Origin of the sequence: Sphingobium rhizovicinum (assembly GCF_042647625.1) — a bacterium.
GTDB classification, from domain to species: domain Bacteria; phylum Pseudomonadota; class Alphaproteobacteria; order Sphingomonadales; family Sphingomonadaceae; genus Sphingobium; species Sphingobium rhizovicinum.
On the sequence record NZ_JBHRVU010000004.1, the window covers coordinates 1333363 to 1354475 of the forward strand.

Below are 21113 nucleotides of genomic sequence, written 5' to 3' on the forward strand. Positions count from 1 at the left end.
TGCCGAAGCATCGGTCGCCTATGAGGAGGCCGCCGAAGATGCGGCCTCTGTCGCGGCATTGCGTTCCGACATGATGACTGAGATCGAGACGCTGCGCGCGGAAATTGCGTCGCTGCGCGCGATGCAGGCGCATGCGCCCTTTGCCCAGTCCAGCCAGCCGACGTCGCCTGAAATCGATCTGGAAGCGCTCAAGGACTGCTTCACCTTGATCGAAGAACGGCTGACGGGACTGGAGTTCCGCGCCGAGGAACAGGACACGGCGCTGCGCCGGGTGCTGACGCTGCTGGTCGACTGGGTCGAGCGCGAGGAGCAACTGGCCGACGCGCAGGCTGTCGCCTGACAACGGCGAGGGGGGAAGCCATGCAGAACGCCCTGTCCGTCGACGTCGAGGACTGGTTCCAGGTCGGCGCGTTCGATCGCACGATCCGTCGCGGCGACTGGGACGGGCTGACCCACCGGGTCGAAGGCAATACCGACGCGGTGCTGGATCTGTTCGACGCCGCCGGGGTCAAGGCGACCTTCTTCACGCTGGGCTGGGTGGCGGAACGCTATCCCGCGCTGATGCGCCGCATTGCCGAAGCCGGCCATGAGGTGGCGAGCCATGGTTATGACCATGCCCGCGTCTTCACCTTCACCCCCGATGAGTTTCGCGCCGATCTGCGCAAGGCGCGCGGCATATTGGAGGATGCGAGCGGGCAGGCCGTGACCGGCTATCGCGCGCCCAGCTTCTCCATCGATCCGCGCACGCCCTGGGCGCATATGATCCTGGCGGAGGAGGGCTATCGTTATTCCTCCAGCGTCGCGCCGATCCGGCATGACCATTATGGCTGGCCGGATTCGCCGCGCTTCGCATGGAAGCCGGTCAAGGATTCGGCGCTGGTCGAACTGCCGGTGACGACCGCCAAATGGGGCAGGCGCACATTGGCGGCGGGCGGCGGCGGGTTTTTCCGCCTGCTGCCCTATGGCTTTTCGCGCTGGGCGATCCGGCAGGTGAATGAAGAGGCCGGGCGGCCGGCGATCATCTATTTTCATCCGTGGGAGATCGACCCGGACCAGCCGCGTGTCGCCAATGCGCCGCTGCGATCCAAACTGCGCCATTACAGCAACCTGTCGGTCATGGCGGCCAAGCTGCGCCGGCTGACCCGCGATTTCGCCTGGACGCGCGTCGATGCGCTGGCGGATGCGGAGGCGGCGCGGGCGTCATGATCGCCGGCAGGGACGCCGATCTGGCGGTGACGATGCTGGACGTTGCGGACCCGGCGCAGGCGCAGGCGGCCGACGCCTATGTCATGGCGGGGGCGGATGGCACGCCCTTTCATCGGACGGCCTGGCTGCGGGCGATCGGGCAGGCGATGGGGCATCGGCCGATTATGTTGGCGGCGGTCGAGCCGTCGGGGCAGATTGGCGGTCTGCTGCCGCTGCATCATGTGAAGAGTCGGCTGTTCGGCAATGCGCTGGTGTCCACCGCCTTTGCCGTGGATGGCGGCATATTGGCGGATCGGCCGGGCGCGATCGCGGCGCTGGCGAGCGCGGCTGAACGCATGGCGAATGAGCGCGGCGGATTGCCTGTCGAACTGCGGGGTGGAATGGCTCCGGGAGGCGACTGGAACCAGCGCGAAGGCGAGCATGTCGGCTTCATCCGTCCGATCGCCGCCGATGACGAGGCGGAATTGCTGGCGGTGCCGCGCAAGCATCGCGCCGAATTGCGCAAGGCGCTGGCCAATCCGGCGCTGCGCGTCGAGACGGGGCGGAGCGCGGACCTGCTGCGCGATCATTATCGCATCTATGCCGAAAGCGTGCGCAATCTGGGCACGCCGGTCTTCCCCGCTGGGCTGTTCCGCGCGGTGCTGGACCAGTTCGGGTCGGACGCCGATCTGCTGGTGGTGCGGGAGGGCGACCGGCCGGTGTCGGCAGTGCTGACGCTGTATCATGGCGGCAAGGTCATGCCCTATTGGGGCGGGGGGCTGGCCGATGCGCGGCGGCTGCGGTCCAACGAACTCATGTATTATCGGCTGATGGGCCATGGTCGGGCGCGGGGCATGACCCTGTTCGACTTTGGCCGGTCCAAGACCGGCAGCGGCCAGGCTGCGTGGAAGAAGAGCTTCGGCTTTGAACCGCGTCCGCTGGTCTATCATGACTGGTCGGTCGGCGGCGTTGCGCGCGATGTCAGCCCGTCCAGCGCCAAATATCAGCGGCGCATCGACCTGTGGAAGAAGTTGCCGCTGCCGGTCGCCAATATGCTGGGGCCGATGATTTCGCGCGGCCTTGGCTGAAACGCACATAATTTATTCAGCCGGAGCAGATAGGCTTCGGTTCCGTATCAGAAGTTGGGCAGGACAAGGGAACAGGTCCATGAGCGTAATGACCGGTCTGGTCTTCATGGTCGAAGAGGCGCGGTTGGTCGACCCGGCAATCGTGGCGGAGATCGACGCCTGGGTTCTGGCCCATCCCGATTCGACGCCGTTTCAGCGCCCCGGCTGGATCATGGGTGTGGCGGCCGGCACCGGGCAGAAGGCGAAGATGCTGGTCGCGCGATCGGGCGGCGGCGAGATATTGGGCGTGCTGCCGCTGACCTTCATCAAATCGGCTTTGTTCGGCCGGGCGCTGGTGGGCAGCGGCTTTGCCGTCGATGGCGGCATATTGACCACGCATCGCAAGGCGGGCGAAGCGCTGGCCGATGCGGCATGGACGCTGGCCGGACAATTGGGGTGCGACACGCTGGAACTGCGCGGCGGCGAAGCGCCGGGCGGCGCATCGTGGCAGGAGAAGGCGGACGCCTATCTGGGCTTTGCCCGGCCGCTGGCGGCGGACGACGAGGCGGAACTGAAGGCCGTGCCCAAGCGGCACCGCGCCGAAATCCGCAAGGGGCTGGCCAATGATCTGGATTTCGAGATGGGGCGGAGCAAGCGGCTGCGCGACATCCATTATCGTCTCTATGCGCACAGCGTCCATAATCTGGGCACGCCGGTCTTTCCGCGCGCGCTGTTCGAACAGGTGCTGGATCGTTTCGGCGCGGATGCCGACATTGCCATGGTGTCAAAGGACGGCAAGCCGTTGTCCGCCGTCATCAGCCTGTATCATGGCGGGGCATGCATGCCCTATTGGCATGGCGCGGCGGAAGGGGCGCGGACGATGCGATCGAATGAAGCGCTCTATTTCCGGCTGATGGGCGCAGCGCGGGCGCGCGGATGCGCCATTTTCGATTTTGGCCGGTCCAAGGTCGGCACGGGGCCTGCCGCCTGGAAAAAGACCTGGGGCTTTGAGGGCGAGCCGCTCGGCTATTATCTGCGCACCGCGCCGGGGAAGGAGACGCGCGACGTCAATCCGCTGTCCCCGCAATATCGGCGCAAGGTCGAATTGTGGAAGAAATTGCCGGAGCCGATCGCCAATCTGATCGGCCCGCATATTGCGCGGGGGCTGGGATGAGCGGTGACATCCTTTTCCTGTGCCACCGCATCCCCTTTCCACCGGATCGGGGCGACAAGATCCGGTCCTATCATCTGCTCAAGCGTCTGGCGGAAGTCGCGCCGGTGCATGTCGGCTGTTTTGCCGACGATGGTCGCGACATGGGCTTTGCCCCGGAGATGGCGGAGATTACCGCTAGCCAGTGCGTGCTGATGCGCGACCGATCGAAAATGGTGGCGGGGCTGACAGGGCTGGCGAAGCGGCAATCGCTGCTGGTGTCGCTGTTCGATCATCCCGACCTGCATCGCTGGGTCGCGCAAACGCTGGCGGAGCGGCCGATCCGGGCGGTCGTCGCCTATTCGGCGCAAATGGCGCATTTCGTGCCCGTCCTGCCCGCAGGCGTGCGCTTCCTGATGGATTTCGTGGATTTCGATTCGGCCAAATATGCGACCTATGGCGCGCAAGGCAGCGGGCCGATGGCGTGGATCAACCGGCGCGAAGGGCGGGTGCTGCTGGATTTCGAACGGCGCACGGCGCAGCGCGCGGACATATGCTCCTTCGTCAGCGAGGCGGAGGCTTCGCTGTTCCGCGACGCCTGCGGATTGGGACCAGACCGGATCGTCGGCATCGAAAATGGCGTGGCGCTGGATTATTTCGATCCGGCGGCGGATTTCCCGGCGATCGACCATGGCGACGGGCCGTTGCTCGTCTTCACCGGGCAGATGGACTATCGCCCCAATGTCGAAGCGGTGGAGAGTTTCGCCCGGCAGACTTTGCCCGCGATCCGCACCGTCCATCCCGACGCGCGCTTTGCCATTGTCGGGCGCAATCCGGCCAAATCGGTGGAGGCGCTAGCGCAACTACCCGGTGTGATCGTAACCGGGGGCGTGCCCGATGTGCGCGGCTGGCTGGCGGCGGCGGATGTGGTGGTGGCGCCGCTGCGGATCGCGCGCGGCATTCAGAACAAGGTGCTGGAGGCGATGGCGATGGCGCGGCCGGTGGTCGCTTCGCCGCAGGCGGCCGAAGGGATCGACGCCACCGATGACGCCCATCTCCTGATTGCCGCCAACCCGGCCGAGGAGGCCGCCAAGACCATCGCCCTGCTGGCCGATCCCGCACGGGCCGCGCGTTTGGCGGTGGCGGCGCGGGCGCGGATGGAGGAACGCTATCGCTGGTCGGCGACGCTGGCGAAGCTGCCTAACATGCTTTTTGCCGCCGGCGGTGGGGCTGGTTCGCGCGCGGCATGAGCGATCGCGTTCTTCCGATCGACCGGACGCCGCTGATCGACCTTCAGGGGTGGTGCGGGCATCTGACGGCGCTGGGCGTGGTCGCGGTCGCGATCCTGACCCTGTTCTTCGCCGACGTGCGCAGCATGGTGTCGATCTGGTGGCATGCCTCAACCTTCGGCCATTGCCTGTTCATCCCGCTGATCATCGGCTGGCTGGTGCAACAGCGCCTGCCCGGACTGCGCCAGATGGTGCCGGTCGCCTGGGCGCCGGGCCTGTTCTGGCTGGGGGCGGGAGCGTTCGCCTGGCTGCTGGGTGCGGCGGCCGGGGTGGCGATGGTGCGCCACGGCGCGCTGGTGGTGATGCTTCAGGGCGCGGTCATCGCGCTGCTGGGACCGGCGGTAGCGCGTGCGCTGCTCTTTCCGCTGTTCTACGCCTTCTTCATGGTGCCCTTTGGCGATGAGATCGTGCCGCCGTTGCAACTGGTGACGGCGCGGCTGGCGATGCTGCTGCTCGACCTGTCGGGCGTGCCGGCGCATATGGAGGGCATCTTCATCACCACGCCGACCGGCTATTTCGAGGTGGCCGAAGCCTGTTCCGGCGCGAAATTCCTGATCGCCATGACCGCCTATGGCGTGCTGGTCTGCAATGTCTGTTTCAAAAGCTGGTCGCGCCGCATCCTGTTCATGGCCGGCGCGTTGTCGCTGTCGGTGCTGGCCAATGGCGTGCGCGCCTTCGCCACCATCCTGGTCGCGCATCTGACCACGGTGGATGCGGCGGTGGGGTTCGACCATGTCGTCTATGGTTGGGTGTTTTTCGCCATCATCATGGTCGTGGTGATGGCGGCGGCCTGGCCCTTCTTCGATCGTAAGCCGGGCGATCCCTGGTTCGATCCGCGCGCGTTGCAGGGCGATGCGCCAGCCCGAATGCAACCGACGGGCGTGATGGCCGGGGGCGCTCTGGCGATGATCGTGGCTGCGCCATTATGGCTGGCGGCGACGGCGGCTGCGGCCGACCCCCTGCCGCCGGTGCTGGCCCTGCCGCAGGTTGCAGGCTGGAGTCGGACGGCGGACGCCCAAACCTATCCCTGGAAGCCGCGTTTCGACGGGGCGGATCATCTTGTGGCCGGCCGTTATCGCAATGCGGAAGGCCAGGTGGTCGACCTGTCCATCGCGACCTTCGACCGGCAGGATGAGGGGCGCGAACTGGTGGGTTTCGGGCAGGGGGCGGCGGACCCGGACAGCGAATGGGTGTGGTCCTCGCCCGCCAGAGCGCCAGCGGGTGCGCGGGGCGAACAGATCACCGCGCCCGGCCCGGTGGTGCGCCATGTCGTCAGCTTCTATCGTGTGGGAGACGGCGCGCTGACGGGCAGCAGGCCGACGGTCAAGCTGGATACGATGAAGGCGCGTTTGCTGGGGCAGGATCAGCGCGCGGTCGCGATCCTGATTTCGGCGGAGGAAGCGGAAGGGCGGCCGTCCGATGCGGCGATTGCCGCTTTCCTGACCAATCTGGGCGATGTGCAGCTTTTGGCTGACCGCGCCGTCGGTTCCCGCTAGAGACTATTCGCATGTGCGGCATAGCGGGCATCTTCCATCTCGAAACGGCCAAGCCGGTCGATCCTGCGCGGGTGCGCGCCATGCTGGACGTGATGCCGCATCGCGGCCCGGATGGCAGTGGCGTCTGGACCGCGCCGGGCGTGGGGCTGGGCCATTTGCGCCTGTCCATCATCGACCTGGGCGGCGGCGCGCAGCCGATGCTGACCGAGGACGAAAGTCTGGTCGTCGTGTTCAACGGCGAAATCTATAATTTTGCCGAAGTGCGCGCCGAACTGGAGGCCAAGGGCCATGTATTCCGCACCCACAGCGACACGGAAGTCATATTGCACGGCTATCGCCAGTGGGGCGAGGAGTGCGTGCATCGGTTTAACGGCATGTTCGCCTTTGCCCTGTTCGACGCGCGGGCGCAGTCGCTATGGCTGGCGCGCGACCGGCTGGGGGTGAAGCCGCTTCACTATGCGCTGCTGTCGGACGGCAGCCTGATCTTCGGATCGGAATTGAAGAGCCTGCTGGCGCATCCTTTGCTGCGCCGTGCGCCGGACCTGAGCGCGGTCGAGGATTATATGGCCTATGGCTATGTGCCCGACGACGCCTGTCTGGTGGCGGGCGTGCGCAAACTGGGGGCGGGGGAGACGCTGCGGCTGGTGCGCGGGCGGCCCTTGCCACAGCCGCAACGCTATTGGGATGTCAGCTTTGCCGATCGCAGCAAGGCGAAGCCGGAAGCGCTGGAGGAGGAACTGGTCGCGCTGATGCGCGATGCCGTGCGGTCGCGGATGGTGGCCGACGTGCCGCTGGGCGCGTTTCTGTCGGGCGGAGTGGACAGCAGCAGCGTCGTGGCGCTGATGGCCGAAGCGTCGACCCGCGCGGTCAAGACCTGCACCATCGGTTTCGACGTCGCCAGTCTGGACGAGACGGGCTATGCCGACCGGGTCGCGCGGCGCTTTGCGACCGATCATCGCAGCCGGATCGTATCACCCGATGACTATGGGTTGATCGACACGCTGGCCTTCCATTTTGACGAACCGTTCGCCGACGCTTCGGCCCTCCCGACGTTCCGGGTGTGCGAACTGGCGCGCGAACAGGTGACAGTGGCGCTGTCGGGCGACGGGGCGGATGAGGCGTTTGCCGGCTATCGCCGCCATCGCTTTCAGATGCAGGGGGAAAGGCTGCGCGGGCTGATCCCGGCTTCGGTGCGACAACCCCTGTTCGGCACGTTGGGCCGCTATTATCCCAAGGCCGACTGGGCGCCGCGCGCGCTGCGGGCCAAGTCTACCTTCCTTGAACTGGCGGGCGAGGGCGGCGACGCCTATGCCGCGTCGGTGGGCGTAACGCCCCATGCCTTGCGGCAGAAGCTGTTCGGGCAGGAACTGAAGAGCCGCCTTGGCGGCTATCGCGCGGAGGAGCGCTATATCAGGGCGATGGCGGATGCGCCGGCGCGCGATCCGCTCGATCGGGCGCAATATGCCGATATTCGGATATGGCTGCCGGGCGACATATTGACCAAGACCGACCGGATGAGCATGGCCGTCAGTCTGGAGGCGCGTGAGCCTTTGCTCGACTATCGACTGGTCGAATTTGCCGCGAAGCTGCCGGTAGCGCAGCGCATTCGCGGCAATAGCGGCAAATATCTCATGAAGAAGGCGATGGAGCCGTTCCTGCCGCAGGATATTCTCTATCGCCAGAAAATGGGTTTCGTAACGCCGATCAGCGCCTGGTTCCGGGGCGCTCTGGCGGGGGAAGCGACGGCGATTGCCGGCGGATCGGCGCTGGCGAAGACCGGCTGGTTCGACACGAGGATGCTGGCGAAAGTTGCAGCGGACCATCGCGCCGGCGTGTCGGACCATGGTCGGCTGCTCTGGCAATTGCTGATGCTGGACAAGGCGCTGACCCGCTTGTTCGGGGTGTAGCCAAGACCCCCTTGCAACCCGCGCCCGCGAGTGCCAACGGGATGCATGACGACAATCAAGGCGCTTTAAGTGACAGTCTCCAAGGAAATCGTGCGGTTGCGGCTTTATGCGCTGTGCCTGGCGGGCGATATGGCGGGGCTGTTCTGCGCCTTTCTCGCCGCCAACTGGTTCGTGCTGGGGGCGCTGTGGGGGGAGCCGGGTAAGCCGCACGGGCTGGTGATGTTCGCCATGGTCGCGCCGCTATACGCCATCCTTGCGGTGCAGGGCGGCGCCTATGGCATCAACACGCTGGATCGGGTGAGGCGCGGCATTTTCCGCGCGCTCTGGGCGCTGGCGCAGGCGGCGTTGCTGATGCTGCTGATCGTCTATCTGGGCAAGATCGCCGAACAATTGTCGCGTCTGACCTTTGTCGTCGGGCTTGGGCTGGGGGCTGTCGCGGTGTCGCTGGTGCGGCTGGCGGTGGCGCGGCTGGCGGTCAGCGTGCTTGGCGATGTGCCGCATCTGACCGCCGTCATTCTGGACGGCGTGGCGATCGAAACGGGACCACATATGGACCTGATCGACGCCGATGCCGCCAATCTGCACCCCGAACGCCATGATGCCGATATGGCGGCGCGGCTGGCGGCGGCGGTGGGCATGGCGGAGCGGGTGATCGTCGCCTGTCCGCTGGAGCGGATGGACGACTGGTCGGCGGCGCTCAAGTCGTTGTCGGCGCGGGGCGAGATCGTGGTGCCCGAATTGCTGCGCTTTGCTCCCGCGCGGGTGGATGAATTTGACGGCCAGCCGACCATCATCGTGGCGGGAGGCCCGCTTCAGTTCCGGGACCGGCTGATCAAGCGCTTCTTCGACCTGATCGTCGCGAGCGTCGCCACCATCCTGCTATCGCCGATCCTGATTGCGGGCGCGCTGGCCGTGAAGCTGACCAGTCCGGGACCGATCCTGTTCCGCCAGCCCCGCATCGGCAAGGATGCGCGTCCCTTTTCCATCTACAAATTCCGGTCGATGCGGACCGAGGCGAGCGACCATAAGGCCGCGACGCTGACGAAGCGGGACGATGACCGCGTGACCAGCATTGGCGCTTTCCTGCGCAAGACCAGCATCGATGAATTGCCGCAGCTGTTCAATGTACTCAAGGGGGACATGAGCATCGTCGGCCCGCGTCCCCACGCCGCCGCCGCCAAGGCGGGCGACAGCCTTTATTGGGAGGTCGATGCGCGCTATTGGGAGCGGCACTGCATCAAGCCGGGCATGACCGGGCTGGCGCAGGTGCGGGGGCATCGCGGCGCGACCGACCATCATCAGGATCTGATCGACCGGCTCCAGTCGGACCTGGAATATGTCAGCGACTGGTCGATCTGGCGCGATCTGCGCATCATCGTCGCGACGCTGGGCGTGCTGGTTCATCACAAGGCCTATTGATCCGATGGCAACCAATCTGATCCTTGCCGCGATCCTGCTGCTTTGTCTGGTGGCGGTGGCCTGGCCCTTCCTCTTCTATCCGCTGATCCTTCGCGCGTTGCCGACGCGGCCGGAACGGCCGGTCGACGGGCCTGTGCCCAGCGCATCCCTGTTGTTCTGCGCCTATAATGAGGCGGAGGCGATGCCCGAAAAGCTCGCCAACCTGGCGATGTTGAAGGCGCGCTATCCGGGGCTGGAGTTTCTGGCCTTTGATGATGGTTCGTCCGACGGAACGGGCGATCTGATCGCGGCGCAGGGCGATCTGGTGACGCTGATCCGTGGGCCGGGGCGCAGCGGCAAGGCGCATGGCATGAAGCAGTTGGCGGCGCGGGCGCGGGGCGATGTGCTGATCTTTACCGACGCCAATGTGCTGCTGGACGAAGAGGCGGTCGGGCGGCTGCTGGCGCGCTATGCGGACCCGGATGTGGGCGGCGTGCTGGGATCGCTCCACTATATCGGCGCGGATGAGAGTGCGACGGCATCGGTCGGGTCGCTTTACTGGCGGCTGGAGGAAAGGTTGAAGGATGAGGAGTCGCGCACCGGCAATGTACTGGGGGCGGATGGCTCCATCTTTTCGATCCGGCGCGATCTCTATCCCGATTTTCCTGACAGCGTGCTGGATGACCTGACCGTGTCGATGGCGGTGGTGTTTGTCGGCAAGCGTCTGGTGAAGGCCAAGGACGTTATCGCCCGCGAACGGCTGGTGACGGCGCGCAAGGATGAATATCGGCGCAAGGTGCGGATCGCCGCGCGCAGCTGGCACACCCATGGCCATTTGCGGCCGCAACTGAGGCGGATGGCGGCGATCGACCGCTTCAAATATGCGTCGCGCAAGATTATCCGCTGGTTTGGCGGGCTGTTCATCCTGACGGGCGCGGTTGCGGCCGGCGCGTTGGCCCTGCGGATTTCGCCGGCGCTTTATCTGGCGGGCGCTTTGGGTGCGGCGCTGATCATCTGGATCGGGGTGCGGGCGAAGAGTGGTCCCTTCGCCGCGTTGATTGATGTGCTGATCGCCTATGCCGCGACCTTGCAGGGGGTGATCAAGGCGATGAGCGGGCGGACCGTCACCATCTGGAACCCGGCCAAGTCGCGCTAAGCCCCCTACTGACCCTTCACATAGACGCGCTTGCCGCCGATCCAGGTTTCCAGAACCTGGGTCTGGCGGATGTCGGCGGCGCGCGAAGTGGTGATGTCCCGGTCGATCAGCAGGAAGTCGGCGCGCTGTCCGACCGCCAGATTGCCGAACCGCTTTTCGGCAAAGCCCGCATAGGCGGCCTGACGGGTGAAGCCGTCCAGTGCGGCTTCGAAGCTGACCTTTTGTTCGGGCATCCAGCCGCCGGCCGGTTCTCCCTTCGCATCCTCGCGCGTCATGGCGACGGCCATGCCGACGAAGGGATTGGGGCTTTCCACTGGCACGTCCGATCCGAAGGCCAGAGGCACGCCATTATCCAGCATCGTTTTCCATGCATAGGCGCCGGTCAGTCGCGCTTCGCCCAGGCGCGCGGTGGCCATGCGCCAGTCCGACGATTCATGCACGGGCTGCATCGATGCGACGACGCCCAGCGGCTTGAAGCGCGGCAGATCGGCGGGGTCGATGATCTGGGCATGCTCGATGCGCCAGCGCCGGTCGCCCTTATAGGTGTCGTTCAGTTCCTCGATCGCGTTCAGGACTTCGCGATTGGCGGCGTCGCCGATTGCGTGCACGGCGACCTGGAAATTGTCCATCGCCGCGCGGCTCATATAATTGCGCAGTTGCGTGTCGGGAATCATCGGCAGGCCGCGCTGGCCCGGAGCATCGGCATAGTCGGCGCGCAACCATGCGCCGCGCGATCCCAGCGCGCCGTCCAGCAACAGCTTGATCCCGCCCATGCGCAGATGATCGTCATAGAGCCAGGGCGTCGGTTCCGGCCCGGCGATCAGCACCATATTGTCCAGCCCATAGGCGTAGGACATGATCCGCACGCGCAGCGCGCCGCGATCCGCCGATCGACGAAACGCCTGCCAATCCTCCATGCTGGTGCCCATGTCGGCAATGCCGGTAATGCCCATCGACAGCAGGGCGCGCTGCGCCTTTTCCAGAGCGGTGTCGCGATCCTTGGGCGCAGGCGGCGGCACGACCTTCTGGATCAGGTCCATCGCCTTGTCGATGAAGACGCCGGCTGGCTTTCCTGCCGCCATCTCGATCCGGCCGCCCATTGGCGCCTTGCTGGCGGCGGTGACGCCGGCCGCGCGGATGGCGGCGCTGTTGGCCCAGCCGGCATGGCCGTCCACCCGTTCCAGCCAGACCGGCGTTTCGCTTTCCGCCGCGTCCAGTTCGGCGGCGGTCGGGAAGCGGCCCAGTCCCCATTGTTCCTGGTTCCAGCCGGTGCCGATGATCCATTTGCGGCCCGGATTGGCCTCCACATAGGCGCGGATCTTGGCCTGCGCCTGCGCCAGCGATTGCGTGTCGGACAGGTCGAGCGTGATCAGGGACAGGCCATAGCCCATGACATGGCCATGCGCATCGATCAGGCCGGGGATCAGCGTCTTGCCGCCCGCATCCATCTTGAAACTGAGCGGCTTGGGTCGTTCGGGCCATGGCTGGCCCCGCTTGGGCTTTTTCGGCTTATATTCCGGTTCCTGATAGCGACCGGGGATCAGTTGTTCGACCTTGCCGTCATCATCGACCAGCAGCGCGCCGAAATGCACGATCTTGCCGTTCGCATCGAGGGCGATGCCGTTCACATTGTCGATGACCCCGGACGCGAAAGCGGGAAAGGGCAGGGTGATCGCAGCAATCGCTGCCAGACGAAGCGCCTTCATGCGCGCGTGATCCGCCGCACCAGCGCGCTGGTGTCCTGCCGGTTGCCGCCCAGAGCCTGCACATCGGCGTAAAACTGATCGATCATCGCCGTCACCGGCAGGGTCGCGCCATTGGCCCGCGCCTCTTCCAGCGCCAGCCCCAGATCCTTGCGCATCCAGTCGACCGCGAAGCCGAAATCGAAACTGTCCTGCGCCATCGTCTTCCAGCGATTGTCCATCTGCCAGCTTTGCGCCGCGCCGCCCGAAATGGCTTCGAAGACTGCGTCGAGGTCCAGTTCGGCCGCCTGCGCAAAGCGCAGCGCTTCGGACAGGCCCTGCAACACGCCACCGATGCAAATCTGGTTCACCATCTTGGTCGTCTGGCCCGCACCAGCGCTGCCGACATGGACGATGCGCGCGGCATAGGCCTGCATCACGATCTTCGCCGCGGCGACCGCCGGCTCGCCGCCGCCGCACATGATCGACAGACGGCCATTTTCAGCGCCGGCCTGTCCGCCGGAAACCGGGGCGTCGACGCTGTGGATGCCGCGGCTTTCGCCCTCCACGAACAATTGCCGCGCGATCCGCGCCGACACGGTGGTATGGTCGATAAACAGGCTGCCGGGCTGCATCGTGCGAAATGCGCCGTCCCGGCCCAGCGTGATTTGCGACAGATCATCGTCGTTGCCGACGCAACTGATGACGATTTCGGCCTCCTCGGCCGCCTTGGCCGGGCTGATCGCGACCTGCCCGCCATAGGTTTCGGCCCAGATTTTCGCCTTGCCAATGGAGCGGTTGTAGACGGTCAGGCTGTGCCCCGCCTTCGCCAGATGCCCTGCAATCGGGCCGCCCATGACGCCCAGGCCGATAAACGCAATGTTAGCCATATGCCTCGTACAATTTGTGCGTGCCGACCCGCCATAGGGCCAGTTTTCCGACAGTGCCAGTTTCTTCCGCCGCAATTATGCGTCGAAGCATGACCTGAACGGCCATGCTTCTATTTTTAGGACTAGCGCATTTTCCAAGCCGTCGGCTGTTCCAGCCGACTGGAAAATGCTTTACGGGGCGCCATCATGACCAGCCTAGCCACACTCGAAAGCGCTCTGCCGCTGCCCGTCACCGTCGATGACATCCTTGCTGCGCGGACCCGCATTTCGGGTTCGATCGTCAAGACGCCGACGCTGATTAGTCAGACGCTGTCGGAGATGCTGGGCTGCAAGATTTACCTGAAGTTCGAAAATCTCCAGTTTACGGCAGCCTATAAGGAGCGCGGCGCGCTCAATCGCCTGCTGCAACTGGATGAAGCGTCGAAGGCGAAGGGCGTGATCGGCGCGTCGGCGGGCAATCATGCGCAGGGGCTGGCCTATCATGGCAAGCGGCTGGGCGTGCCCGTCACCATCGTCATGCCGACCACGACGCCGATCGTGAAGGTGACGCAGACTCGCAGCCATGGCGCGACCGTGGTGCAATATGGCGAGAAGTTCGATGACGCCTATGCCCATGCCCGCAAGCTGGAGGTGGAGCAGGGCCTGACCTTCATCCATCCCTTTGACGAGCCGGACATCATGGCCGGGCAGGGCACCGTTGCGCTCGAAATGCTGGAGGATGCGCCGGAAATCGACACGCTGGTGATCCCGATCGGCGGTGGCGGCCTGTTTTCCGGCATGGCGACGGCGGCGCGGGCGATGAAGCCTGACATCCGGCTGATCGGCGTACAGGCTGAACTATATCCGTCCATGTATGATTTCGTGAAGGGCGCGGACCTGCCCTGCGATGGCGATACGCTGGCGGAAGGCATTGCGGTCAAGCAGCCGGGCGAATTGACCCGACGCTTTGTCGAGCGACTGGCGGACGATGTTTTGCTGGTGACGGAACGGCGGCTGGAGGAATCGGTCAGCCTGCTGCTCCAGATCGAAAAGACCGTGGTCGAGGGCGCCGGCGCCGCCGGGCTGGCCGCGCTGCTCAGCCATCGCGAACAATTTGCCGGTCGCAATGTCGGGCTGATCCTGACGGGCGGCAATATCGACACGCGGCTGCTCGCCAATGTGCTGCTGCGTGATCTGGCCCGGTCGGGCCGACTGGCGCGCCTGCGCATCATCCTTCAGGATCGGCCCGGCGCGCTGTTCCATGTCGCCCGCATTTTCGATCAGGAGTCGGTCAACATATTGGAACTGGCGCATCAGCGCATTTTCACCAACCTGCCGGCCAAGGGGTTGAGCCTGGACGTTGAGTGCGAGACGCGCGATCGCGCGCATCTTCAGCGCCTGATCGCGGCGCTTGGCGAGGCAGGCTATGAGGTCGCGCCGATCGAGGTCGCCTGATGCAGCGCCCCGTCTGATAATGGTCTGTCTGATAGTGGAACAGGGCTGCGATTTTCGTGGTAAATGCCCTTTTCAGGGGGGCGTGGCGACGGCATAAGCCAATGCATGGAGCATGATGGGCGCATGATTGAATCGAGGGAAGAGGCATGACGGCCCCTTTCCGATTCCCACGCTTCTTCGTCACCAACCCCAGCCCTTGCCCCTATCTGCCGGGCAAGAGCGAACGGAAGGTGTTTACCGAACTGAATGGCGACAATGCGGCGGAATTGAATGATGCGCTGGGCCGCATCGGTTTCCGCCGCAGTCAGAATGTCGCCTATCGCCCCAGTTGCGCGGACTGTTCCGCCTGCGTGTCCGTGCGGGTCGTGGCGGGCGAGTTTCAGCCCAACAGCACCCAGCGCAAATTGATGCGGCGGAACAGCGATCTGATCGTCACCGCATGCAAGCCCTGGTCGACCGAAGAGCAGTTCGCCCTGCTTCAGCGCTATCTTCAGGCGCGCCATCCCGGCGGCGGCATGACCGAGATGGACGAGATGGACTTCGCCGACATGGTCGAACAGACCCCGGTCGACACCTATGTCGTGGAATATCGCGAACCCGATGCGGATGGTCGCCCCGGCAAGCTGGTTGGCGCCTGTTTGACCGACCGGCAGGGCGATGGCCTGTCGATGATCTACAGCTTCTTCGATACCGAACTGGAGCAGCGGCCGGGTCTGGGCAACTATATCATCATGGACCATATCGTGCGGGCGGCGAAGGCTGGCCTGCCTTATGTCTACCTGGGCTATTGGGTCGCCGGGTCGCAGCGCATGCAATATAAGGTGCGCTATCGCCCGCTGGAAAAGCTGAGCCGTAATGGATGGGTGCGGTTTGAACCGGATGAGCCTGTCGTAGCGCCAAGGCCGGATGAAACGCCCCTTCCGATCGAACTTGTGAGCATGTTCCGCAAGTAGATGCCAAGAGAAGCATGGATATTGTCTATGCCGCCCGGCCGTGTTGTCACGGCGCAATCTTAAACTAGACAATTTCTTTAACCTTTTCCGCTATCCGATGTGGATGCGCGGGAAGAGGGCATCAGCATCGGGAGCGGACGATGGATCGCTTCGCTAACCATCGCTTTGACGATGTGCGCTTTGCGATCGGCAATGGCGCGGGCGCGTCCGACCTGTTTCTGCACCGTCATGATGCTTTGTCTTCCCCGTTGTTCGACCGCGTTTCACCGCCATTGCTGCGCTGGATTGCAGATCAGCGAGGGCGGCTGATCGCCATCGAACGCGACAGCGGGCGCGTCCTGCCGCGATTGGCCGGCGACCCGATCGGCCTTGGCTGGCGTGATCTTTTTCCCCGCATGGATCGTAGAGCCTTGCTGCGCGCAGCCCTGACGGAAGATCGGCCGCAACCGCTGACTCTGCGCATCCGGCAGGCGACGGGGCAGGAGCGCTGGTGCCTGGTCCGCATGGCGCGCGCGACCGGATCGGTCGATCGCGCCTGCTGGTATGGCACGGTCGAGGATGTGTCCGACCAGCATCATGGCGCGGCGCGCTTTCTGGCCGATGCACTGGCGGAAAGCCGGGAACATTATCGCTGGTCGGTGGACCTTAGCCCGCAGGTGCCATGGACGGCGGGTGCGGACGGCAATGTCGAGGAGGTTGGTCCGCGCTGGTTCGACCTGACAGGAATGCTGCCTGAACAGGCTTTGGGGACGGGATGGCTGGGCGCGGTGCATCCCGATGATTTGCAGCGGACGGTTGCGATCTGGACCAGTCACCTTGCCACTGGCACGCCGGTCGACGTGGATTATCGCATCCGATTGCAGGCTGGCGGCTATCGCTGGATGCGCGCGCGCGCATCGGCGCGGCTGGACGCGAAGGGAGCGGTGCTGCGCTGGTATGGCACGCTGGAGGATGTCCATGCGGAGCGACTGGCGCAACGGGCGCTGAGTCAGAGCGAGGAACGGTTCCGGCTGGCGGTCCAGTCGGCGCGATTGGGCATATGGGATTTTGACTGCGTAGCCGGCACGCGGACCTGGTCGGCGGAATTCCGGCGCATGCTGGGTTTGAGCGAGGCGCAACCGGCAACCACGGAACTGGCGTTGAGCCTGGTGCATGTCGAGGATCGCGATCGGCTGCGCGCCATGCTGGATGCGGTGGCGGACGGGATTGCGCCCCCGCATTTCGAGGCGACTTTGCGTATATTCAGGGCCGATACCGGCGCGCTGCGCTGGATTCGCAGCACGGGTTGGCTCACCCGGACGGACGCTGGGAGACCGCAGCGGATCATCGTGACATTCCTGGACGTGACCGAAGAGCGCGACGCCGAAGAACGGATACGCTGGGCGGCCACGCATGACCCGATGACGCGCCTGCCCAATCGGGCGCTGTGGCAGGCGGCGCTGGAAGAGATGGCGGCGCGGGCGCAGGGCAGCGGGACAGGCTTCGGGTTGCTGTTGCTCGACATTGACGAACTCAAGCGGACCAATGATTCGCTGGGCCATGATGCCGGCGACGCGCTGCTGACCGCCTTTGCAGGCAGGCTGATGGCCCTGGCGCCGGAAGATGCCGTGGTGGGCCGGTTGGGTGGCGACGAATTCGGCCTGATCGCGGAATCGCTGTCGGACAGGAGCGCGCTGGAACGGTTCAGCATGGCCCTGATCGACAATGTCCGTGTTCCGCATGTGCATGAGGGGCGCACGCTCGATTGCGGGGTCAGCATCGGCGGAGCGGTGTTTGGCGACCATGCCGACCGGGCGGAAGATTTGCTGAAGGCGGCCGACCTGGCGCTTTATGCATCCAAAGCGTCGGGCAGGGGGCGTTTGACGCTGTTCCATTCGGAACTGCGCGCTGAAGCGCAACAGCGCAGTTCAATGATTCGCATGGCGCGGCAGATCGTGTCCGACAATCTGGTGGTCCCTTATTATCAGGCGCGGGTCGACATGCGCACCAACCAAGTGCTGGGATATGAGGCGCTGCTCCGCTGGGTGCATCCGCGCATGGGCCTGCAACTGCCCGGCAGCATCGCCGCCGCCTTCGACAATGGCGAAATCGCTGTCGCCCTGACGCGGCAGATGCTGGCGTCGGTCCTGCGCGATCTGCGCCAGTGGCTGGACGCCGGGCATGATCCTGGTCGCGTTGCCATCAACGCGTCCGCCGCCGATTTCGCGTCAGGCGATTTTGCCGACCAGTTGTTGCAGCAGCTTGATCGGTTCGCCGTCCCGACCGCGCATTTCGAGGTCGAAGTGACCGAAAGCGTATTTCTGGGCCGGGGCACGGATCAGGTGGCGCGCGCACTGGACCAGTTTGTGCAGGCGGGCGTGCGCGTGGCGCTGGACGATTTTGGAACGGGCTTCGCCTCGCTCACGCATCTGAAACAATATCCTGTCGATGTGTTGAAGATCGACCGGAGCTTTGTCAGCAATGTCGAGCAGGATGCCGGCGACGCGGCGATCGTGGACGCCATCGTCAAACTGGGTGTCAGCTTTGGCATGGAAGTGGTTGCCGAAGGCGTCGAAACGGCGGCGCAGGCGCAATTTCTGCTGCGGCGCGGCTGCGTGGTGGGGCAGGGCTTTCATCTTGGCCGGCCAAAGCCATTCGCCATGCTGAGCCCGCCGATGAAAAACGCCGACACCAACTGAAAGGCAGAGCAGCGTTGGACGGTCGACCGCTTCATGCAGAAGCGGATCGTCTTCCATTACGGCTCTGCCCTGAAAGCCGGCCGTTTATTTGCAACGGCAGCTACGCACCGGCTTGCGCCGATGGCCGACCCGTTCGGTAACATAACTGGTCGTGGTGGTGGTGACGACTTCGGGCTGCACCGTGACCGTCGTGACGATCGGTGCGGGGTAGAAATAGCCGCCGGAGACATAACCGCCCTGACCCGCCGGCACGGAGCCGGCCCCCCAATGCGGCGCGCCGCCATAGGGCGGTGCGGCATAATCGACGCCTGCGCCGCGCACATCGCCTTCGAACCGGCCGTCATAGGTGCCGCTGACCTTGCGCCCGTCATCGGTGGTCCAGGTGCCGGTCCAGCGGCCTTCATATTCGTTGCTGCTGGTCACGCTGTCGTCAGCATAACCATATCCGTCATCATAGGCGGCGCCCGGACGGCGTGGCGGTGGTGCGCTGTGGCGTGGGCCGTCTTCCGCCTTGTCGATCGCCATGCCGGCGACAGCGCCAACACCCGCGCCGATCAACGTGCCGGCGGTGCGGTTGCCCCGGCCTGCGATGCGATTGCCGGCAACGCCGCCGACGACTGCGCCGATGGCAGCGCCGCCAAGGCCATTGTCCCGGCGGGGCGGGGCATAGGCGCCTTCATCGGGCGCATAGCCGCCCTCGTAGCGATCCCAGTCCAGATTGCTGCGGGAGTCATAGACCCGGCCATAACGGTCGGTCATGACCGCATCGTCATAATAGCGCGACCAGCCATAGCCATAAGCCGGCGTCGGCAGGCCATAGGCGCCATAATTGGCGATATAATAGCTGGGGCTGATCCAGTAGCGGGGCAGGACATAGCCATAGACCGGGCGACGATAGGCGCCCCATCCGCCCGGAGCGCCCCAGCCCGCGAACCAGCGCCCATTCTGGCGCGGACCCCAGCGATGGCTGGCCCAATTGCCGTTCGGATGCGACATATGCGTGCCCGGGCGCGGCCCGCTCCAGTTACCGGATGCTTTGCCCGCGACCGCAGGGGCAGCCGCGCCTGCCAGCGTGATGCCGGCGGCGATAAGCAGAAGGCGGGGATTGACCATGGTTAACGCTCCCTGTTTGCACGCGTGCAGGGGCGACGCGCGAACCACAATTGCTAACGCCTCGTTTAGCATGATGATCCGCGTTGATCCACGGTTGGGCAGGGAAGGCGCTGTCCCGAAACGGGGCGACGCGCCGGCGCGGTTCGCTGTCGCCAGCGCGCGGGCGTTAACCGTTTAGCCGATGCGGCCGGCGATCAAAGCGACCAGAGCCTCCAGGCCATGGGCGTCTTCCCGATCGAACCGGGCCAGCCGTGGGCTGTCCAGATCGAGCACGCCGACCAGTCGTCCTTCATGCAGCACCGGCACGACGATTTCGGATGCGCTGGCGCCATCGCAGGCGATATGGCCCGGAAAGGCGTGAACATCCTCCACCAACTGGGTTTTGCGGGTTTGGGCGGCTGTGCCGCACACCCCCCGTCCCATCGGAATGCGAATGCAGGCAGGCTTGCCCTGAAACGGCCCAAGCACCAGTTCGCCATCGACCATCCGATAGAAGCCGGCCCAGTTGAGGTCGGGCAGGAATTGCCAGATCAGCGCGGACAGATTGGCCATATTGGCAACCGCATCCGGTTCATCGCTGGTCAGTGCGTCCGCCGCCTGAAGAAGGTCAGCATAGAGGATCGTCTTGTCGACGGCGGAGGTGGGGGCGAAATCATACATGGGCGCTCATATAGGCATGCAGGATCGATGCCGCCAGAGCGTGCGAATGATTGCGCATCCCTCTACCCGCACATGGGCCTCAACCTACGGATGGGGTCGCCTTGTCCGCCTCTTCAAAACGCTGCCGCAGCTTTTTGATGTGCCGGGTCTGGAAAGAGAAGAGCAACAACAACAGGAGGGCCGCTGCGCCCAGCTGGATCGCCGCCACATAATATGGTCGCCGCATCGTCCCGGAATAGCGATAGAGAACATAGACATTGTCAGCCAGAGCAATGCCGGCATTGTTATAGAGAACCCGGATGGGGCCTGGCAGCGCGTTGCGCATCAGCGTGCCGGAAACGGACATGACGGGGTCGCGCGGCTGACCTTCGATCATGCCTTCATACGGGGCCAGTTGCACAACATAGCGCACCGGCCCTGCGCCTTCCGCCGGCAATATGGGCGCGAAGCGCGTATCCTTGCCCGTCAGGATCAGATCCTGGCTGAGCGTGGTTGTCTGGGCAAAGATGATCCGGCCCGTCAATGTGGTGGCGCCATTGGCGGGTCGGGGTTGCACTTCCTTTCCGACCGTAATCGGTACGGGTTGGGCGCCACCCGGCAGGAACAGGGTGGCGATCAGCGACAGCACCGCCAACGCCGCAAAGAAGATGGAGGTCCGCCCCAGCAAAAGGCGCCAAAAATTCGCCTTGTCGAGCAGTTTCTGCTGCGGATCCTGCGGCGCGGCGTCCTGTTCTTCCTGCGCCTTTTTCAGGCGGGTGATGTGAACCAGGAACAGGCCGGGCAAGGCAAAGAGCAGGGAGAGAAGGCCAAAGGTGGCGGCAGGCCAGCTTTTACGGAAGACGGCAAATTGCCATTCCGAGATTTTCGCGAACAGGCCCGAATAATTCCACAATTCCCACAACACGAACAGGCTGACCAAAATGGTCCAGGCGATGCCCAGGCTGCGAATCTTCAGGCGCCGCGAGTCGGAGCTATGTGTTTCGGCCGGGTTTTTGTATGCCAGCGATGCCATAATCCATCCCTCTCCGCGCTATTGCGCGATCATTCCCGCGTCA

The 21113-nt window shown here is 64.8% G+C and carries 16 protein-coding genes; 11 read left to right on the forward strand and 5 right to left on the reverse strand.

The genetic code is table 11. The features are described 5' to 3' along the window. Positions 1–360 precede the first annotated feature (360 nt). The 8 genes from ACFOKF_RS07900 (at position 361) to ACFOKF_RS07935 (ending at position 10648) form a co-directional block, all read left to right on the forward strand. Positions 361–1206: an XrtA system polysaccharide deacetylase gene (locus ACFOKF_RS07900; RefSeq protein WP_380794694.1), complete on the forward strand. Its 846-nt coding sequence runs from the start codon at positions 361–363 to the stop codon at positions 1204–1206. Further along, entirely contained in the window at positions 1203–2273 is a 1071-nt protein-coding gene (locus ACFOKF_RS07905; protein ID WP_380794696.1) for a FemAB family XrtA/PEP-CTERM system-associated protein, read from the forward strand. The genes ACFOKF_RS07900 and ACFOKF_RS07905 overlap by 4 nt, the downstream gene beginning before the upstream one ends. Before the next feature lie 79 nt (positions 2274–2352). Beyond that, positions 2353–3426 (forward strand): FemAB family XrtA/PEP-CTERM system-associated protein, encoded by a 1074-nt coding sequence (locus tag ACFOKF_RS07910; protein ID WP_380794699.1) that lies wholly within the window; start codon positions 2353–2355, stop codon positions 3424–3426. Then, entirely contained in the window at positions 3423–4652 is a 1230-nt protein-coding gene (locus tag ACFOKF_RS07915) for a TIGR03087 family PEP-CTERM/XrtA system glycosyltransferase (protein ID WP_380794702.1), read from the forward strand. The genes ACFOKF_RS07910 and ACFOKF_RS07915 overlap by 4 nt, the downstream gene beginning before the upstream one ends. Beyond that, complete coding sequence (gene xrtA / locus ACFOKF_RS07920) at positions 4649–6187, forward strand: exosortase A (RefSeq protein WP_380794705.1); 1539 nt, start codon at positions 4649–4651, stop codon at positions 6185–6187. Before ACFOKF_RS07915 ends, xrtA begins: the two co-directional genes overlap by 4 nt. An 11-nt stretch (positions 6188–6198) precedes the next feature. Further along, on the forward strand, positions 6199–8094 hold the full coding sequence (locus tag ACFOKF_RS07925; protein ID WP_380794707.1) for an XrtA/PEP-CTERM system amidotransferase: 1896 nt from the start codon (positions 6199–6201) through the stop codon (positions 8092–8094). Positions 8095–8223: 129 nt separating this feature from the next. Beyond that, the gene (locus ACFOKF_RS07930) at positions 8224–9513 is read left to right on the forward strand and encodes a sugar transferase (RefSeq protein WP_380797714.1); all 1290 of its coding nucleotides are present in this window, start codon (positions 8224–8226) and stop codon (positions 9511–9513) included. Between the two features lie 4 nt (positions 9514–9517). Beyond that, positions 9518–10648: a glycosyltransferase gene (locus ACFOKF_RS07935; RefSeq protein WP_380794709.1), complete on the forward strand. Its 1131-nt coding sequence runs from the start codon at positions 9518–9520 to the stop codon at positions 10646–10648. Positions 10649–10653: 5 nt separating this feature from the next. Here the strand turns inward: ACFOKF_RS07935 and ACFOKF_RS07940 are convergent, their stop codons facing one another. Beyond that, a complete protein-coding gene (locus ACFOKF_RS07940) occupies positions 10654–12354 on the reverse strand; it encodes an amidohydrolase (protein ID WP_380794711.1) in 1701 nt (566 codons plus the stop codon). Continuing rightward, entirely contained in the window at positions 12351–13220 is an 870-nt protein-coding gene (locus ACFOKF_RS07945) for an NAD(P)-dependent oxidoreductase (RefSeq protein WP_380794713.1), read from the reverse strand. The genes ACFOKF_RS07940 and ACFOKF_RS07945 overlap by 4 nt, the downstream gene beginning before the upstream one ends. A gap of 186 nt (positions 13221–13406) precedes the next feature. Between ACFOKF_RS07945 and ACFOKF_RS07950 the strand changes: the two genes are divergently transcribed. The 3 genes from ACFOKF_RS07950 (at position 13407) to ACFOKF_RS07960 (ending at position 18285) form a co-directional block, all read left to right on the forward strand. Continuing rightward, complete coding sequence (locus ACFOKF_RS07950; protein WP_380794716.1) at positions 13407–14654, forward strand: threonine ammonia-lyase; 1248 nt, start codon at positions 13407–13409, stop codon at positions 14652–14654. Between the two features lie 146 nt (positions 14655–14800). Next, the gene (locus ACFOKF_RS07955; protein ID WP_380794718.1) at positions 14801–15607 is read left to right on the forward strand and encodes an arginyltransferase; all 807 of its coding nucleotides are present in this window, start codon (positions 14801–14803) and stop codon (positions 15605–15607) included. A gap of 140 nt (positions 15608–15747) precedes the next feature. Continuing rightward, complete coding sequence (locus ACFOKF_RS07960; RefSeq protein ID WP_380794720.1) at positions 15748–18285, forward strand: EAL domain-containing protein; 2538 nt, start codon at positions 15748–15750, stop codon at positions 18283–18285. A gap of 84 nt (positions 18286–18369) precedes the next feature. On the opposite strand, the gene ACFOKF_RS07965 is transcribed toward ACFOKF_RS07960, so the two are convergent. The 3 genes from ACFOKF_RS07965 to ACFOKF_RS07975 all read right to left on the reverse strand — a co-directional run bounded on the left by ACFOKF_RS07965 (position 18370) and on the right by ACFOKF_RS07975 (position 21070). Further along, on the reverse strand, positions 18370–19398 hold the full coding sequence (locus ACFOKF_RS07965) for an RcnB family protein (protein WP_380794722.1): 1029 nt from the start codon (positions 19396–19398) through the stop codon (positions 18370–18372). Between the two features lie 174 nt (positions 19399–19572). Further along, entirely contained in the window at positions 19573–20058 is a 486-nt protein-coding gene (locus ACFOKF_RS07970) for a GAF domain-containing protein (protein WP_380794724.1), read from the reverse strand. Between the two features lie 79 nt (positions 20059–20137). Continuing rightward, complete coding sequence (locus ACFOKF_RS07975; RefSeq protein ID WP_380794726.1) at positions 20138–21070, reverse strand: hypothetical protein; 933 nt, start codon at positions 21068–21070, stop codon at positions 20138–20140. Positions 21071–21113: the final 43 nt, after the last annotated feature.

Excerpts from the sequence above, each read along its gene's own strand:
- ACFOKF_RS07940 (WP_380794711.1), bottom strand. The coding sequence starts at position 12,354 with ATGAAGGCGCTTCGTCTGGCAGCGATTGCTGCGATCACCCTGCCCTTT.
- ACFOKF_RS07930 (WP_380797714.1), top strand. The coding sequence starts at position 8,224 with ATGGCGGGGCTGTTCTGCGCCTTTCTCGCCGCCAACTGGTTCGTGCTG.
- ACFOKF_RS07945 (WP_380794713.1), bottom strand. The coding sequence starts at position 13,220 with ATGGCTAACATTGCGTTTATCGGCCTGGGCGTCATGGGCGGCCCGATT.
- ACFOKF_RS07900 (WP_380794694.1), top strand. The coding sequence starts at position 361 with ATGCAGAACGCCCTGTCCGTCGACGTCGAGGACTGGTTCCAGGTCGGC.
- ACFOKF_RS07955 (WP_380794718.1), top strand. The coding sequence starts at position 14,801 with ATGACGGCCCCTTTCCGATTCCCACGCTTCTTCGTCACCAACCCCAGC.
- ACFOKF_RS07970 (WP_380794724.1), bottom strand. The coding sequence starts at position 20,058 with ATGTATGATTTCGCCCCCACCTCCGCCGTCGACAAGACGATCCTCTAT.
- ACFOKF_RS07905 (WP_380794696.1), top strand. The coding sequence starts at position 1,203 with ATGATCGCCGGCAGGGACGCCGATCTGGCGGTGACGATGCTGGACGTT.
- ACFOKF_RS07975 (WP_380794726.1), bottom strand. The coding sequence starts at position 21,070 with ATGGCATCGCTGGCATACAAAAACCCGGCCGAAACACATAGCTCCGAC.
- ACFOKF_RS07950 (WP_380794716.1), top strand. The coding sequence starts at position 13,407 with ATGACCAGCCTAGCCACACTCGAAAGCGCTCTGCCGCTGCCCGTCACC.
- ACFOKF_RS07910 (WP_380794699.1), top strand. The coding sequence starts at position 2,353 with ATGAGCGTAATGACCGGTCTGGTCTTCATGGTCGAAGAGGCGCGGTTG.
- ACFOKF_RS07915 (WP_380794702.1), top strand. The coding sequence starts at position 3,423 with ATGAGCGGTGACATCCTTTTCCTGTGCCACCGCATCCCCTTTCCACCG.
- ACFOKF_RS07960 (WP_380794720.1), top strand. The coding sequence starts at position 15,748 with ATGGATCGCTTCGCTAACCATCGCTTTGACGATGTGCGCTTTGCGATC.
- ACFOKF_RS07935 (WP_380794709.1), top strand. The coding sequence starts at position 9,518 with ATGGCAACCAATCTGATCCTTGCCGCGATCCTGCTGCTTTGTCTGGTG.
- xrtA (WP_380794705.1), top strand. The coding sequence starts at position 4,649 with ATGAGCGATCGCGTTCTTCCGATCGACCGGACGCCGCTGATCGACCTT.
- ACFOKF_RS07925 (WP_380794707.1), top strand. The coding sequence starts at position 6,199 with ATGTGCGGCATAGCGGGCATCTTCCATCTCGAAACGGCCAAGCCGGTC.
- ACFOKF_RS07965 (WP_380794722.1), bottom strand. The coding sequence starts at position 19,398 with ATGGTCAATCCCCGCCTTCTGCTTATCGCCGCCGGCATCACGCTGGCA.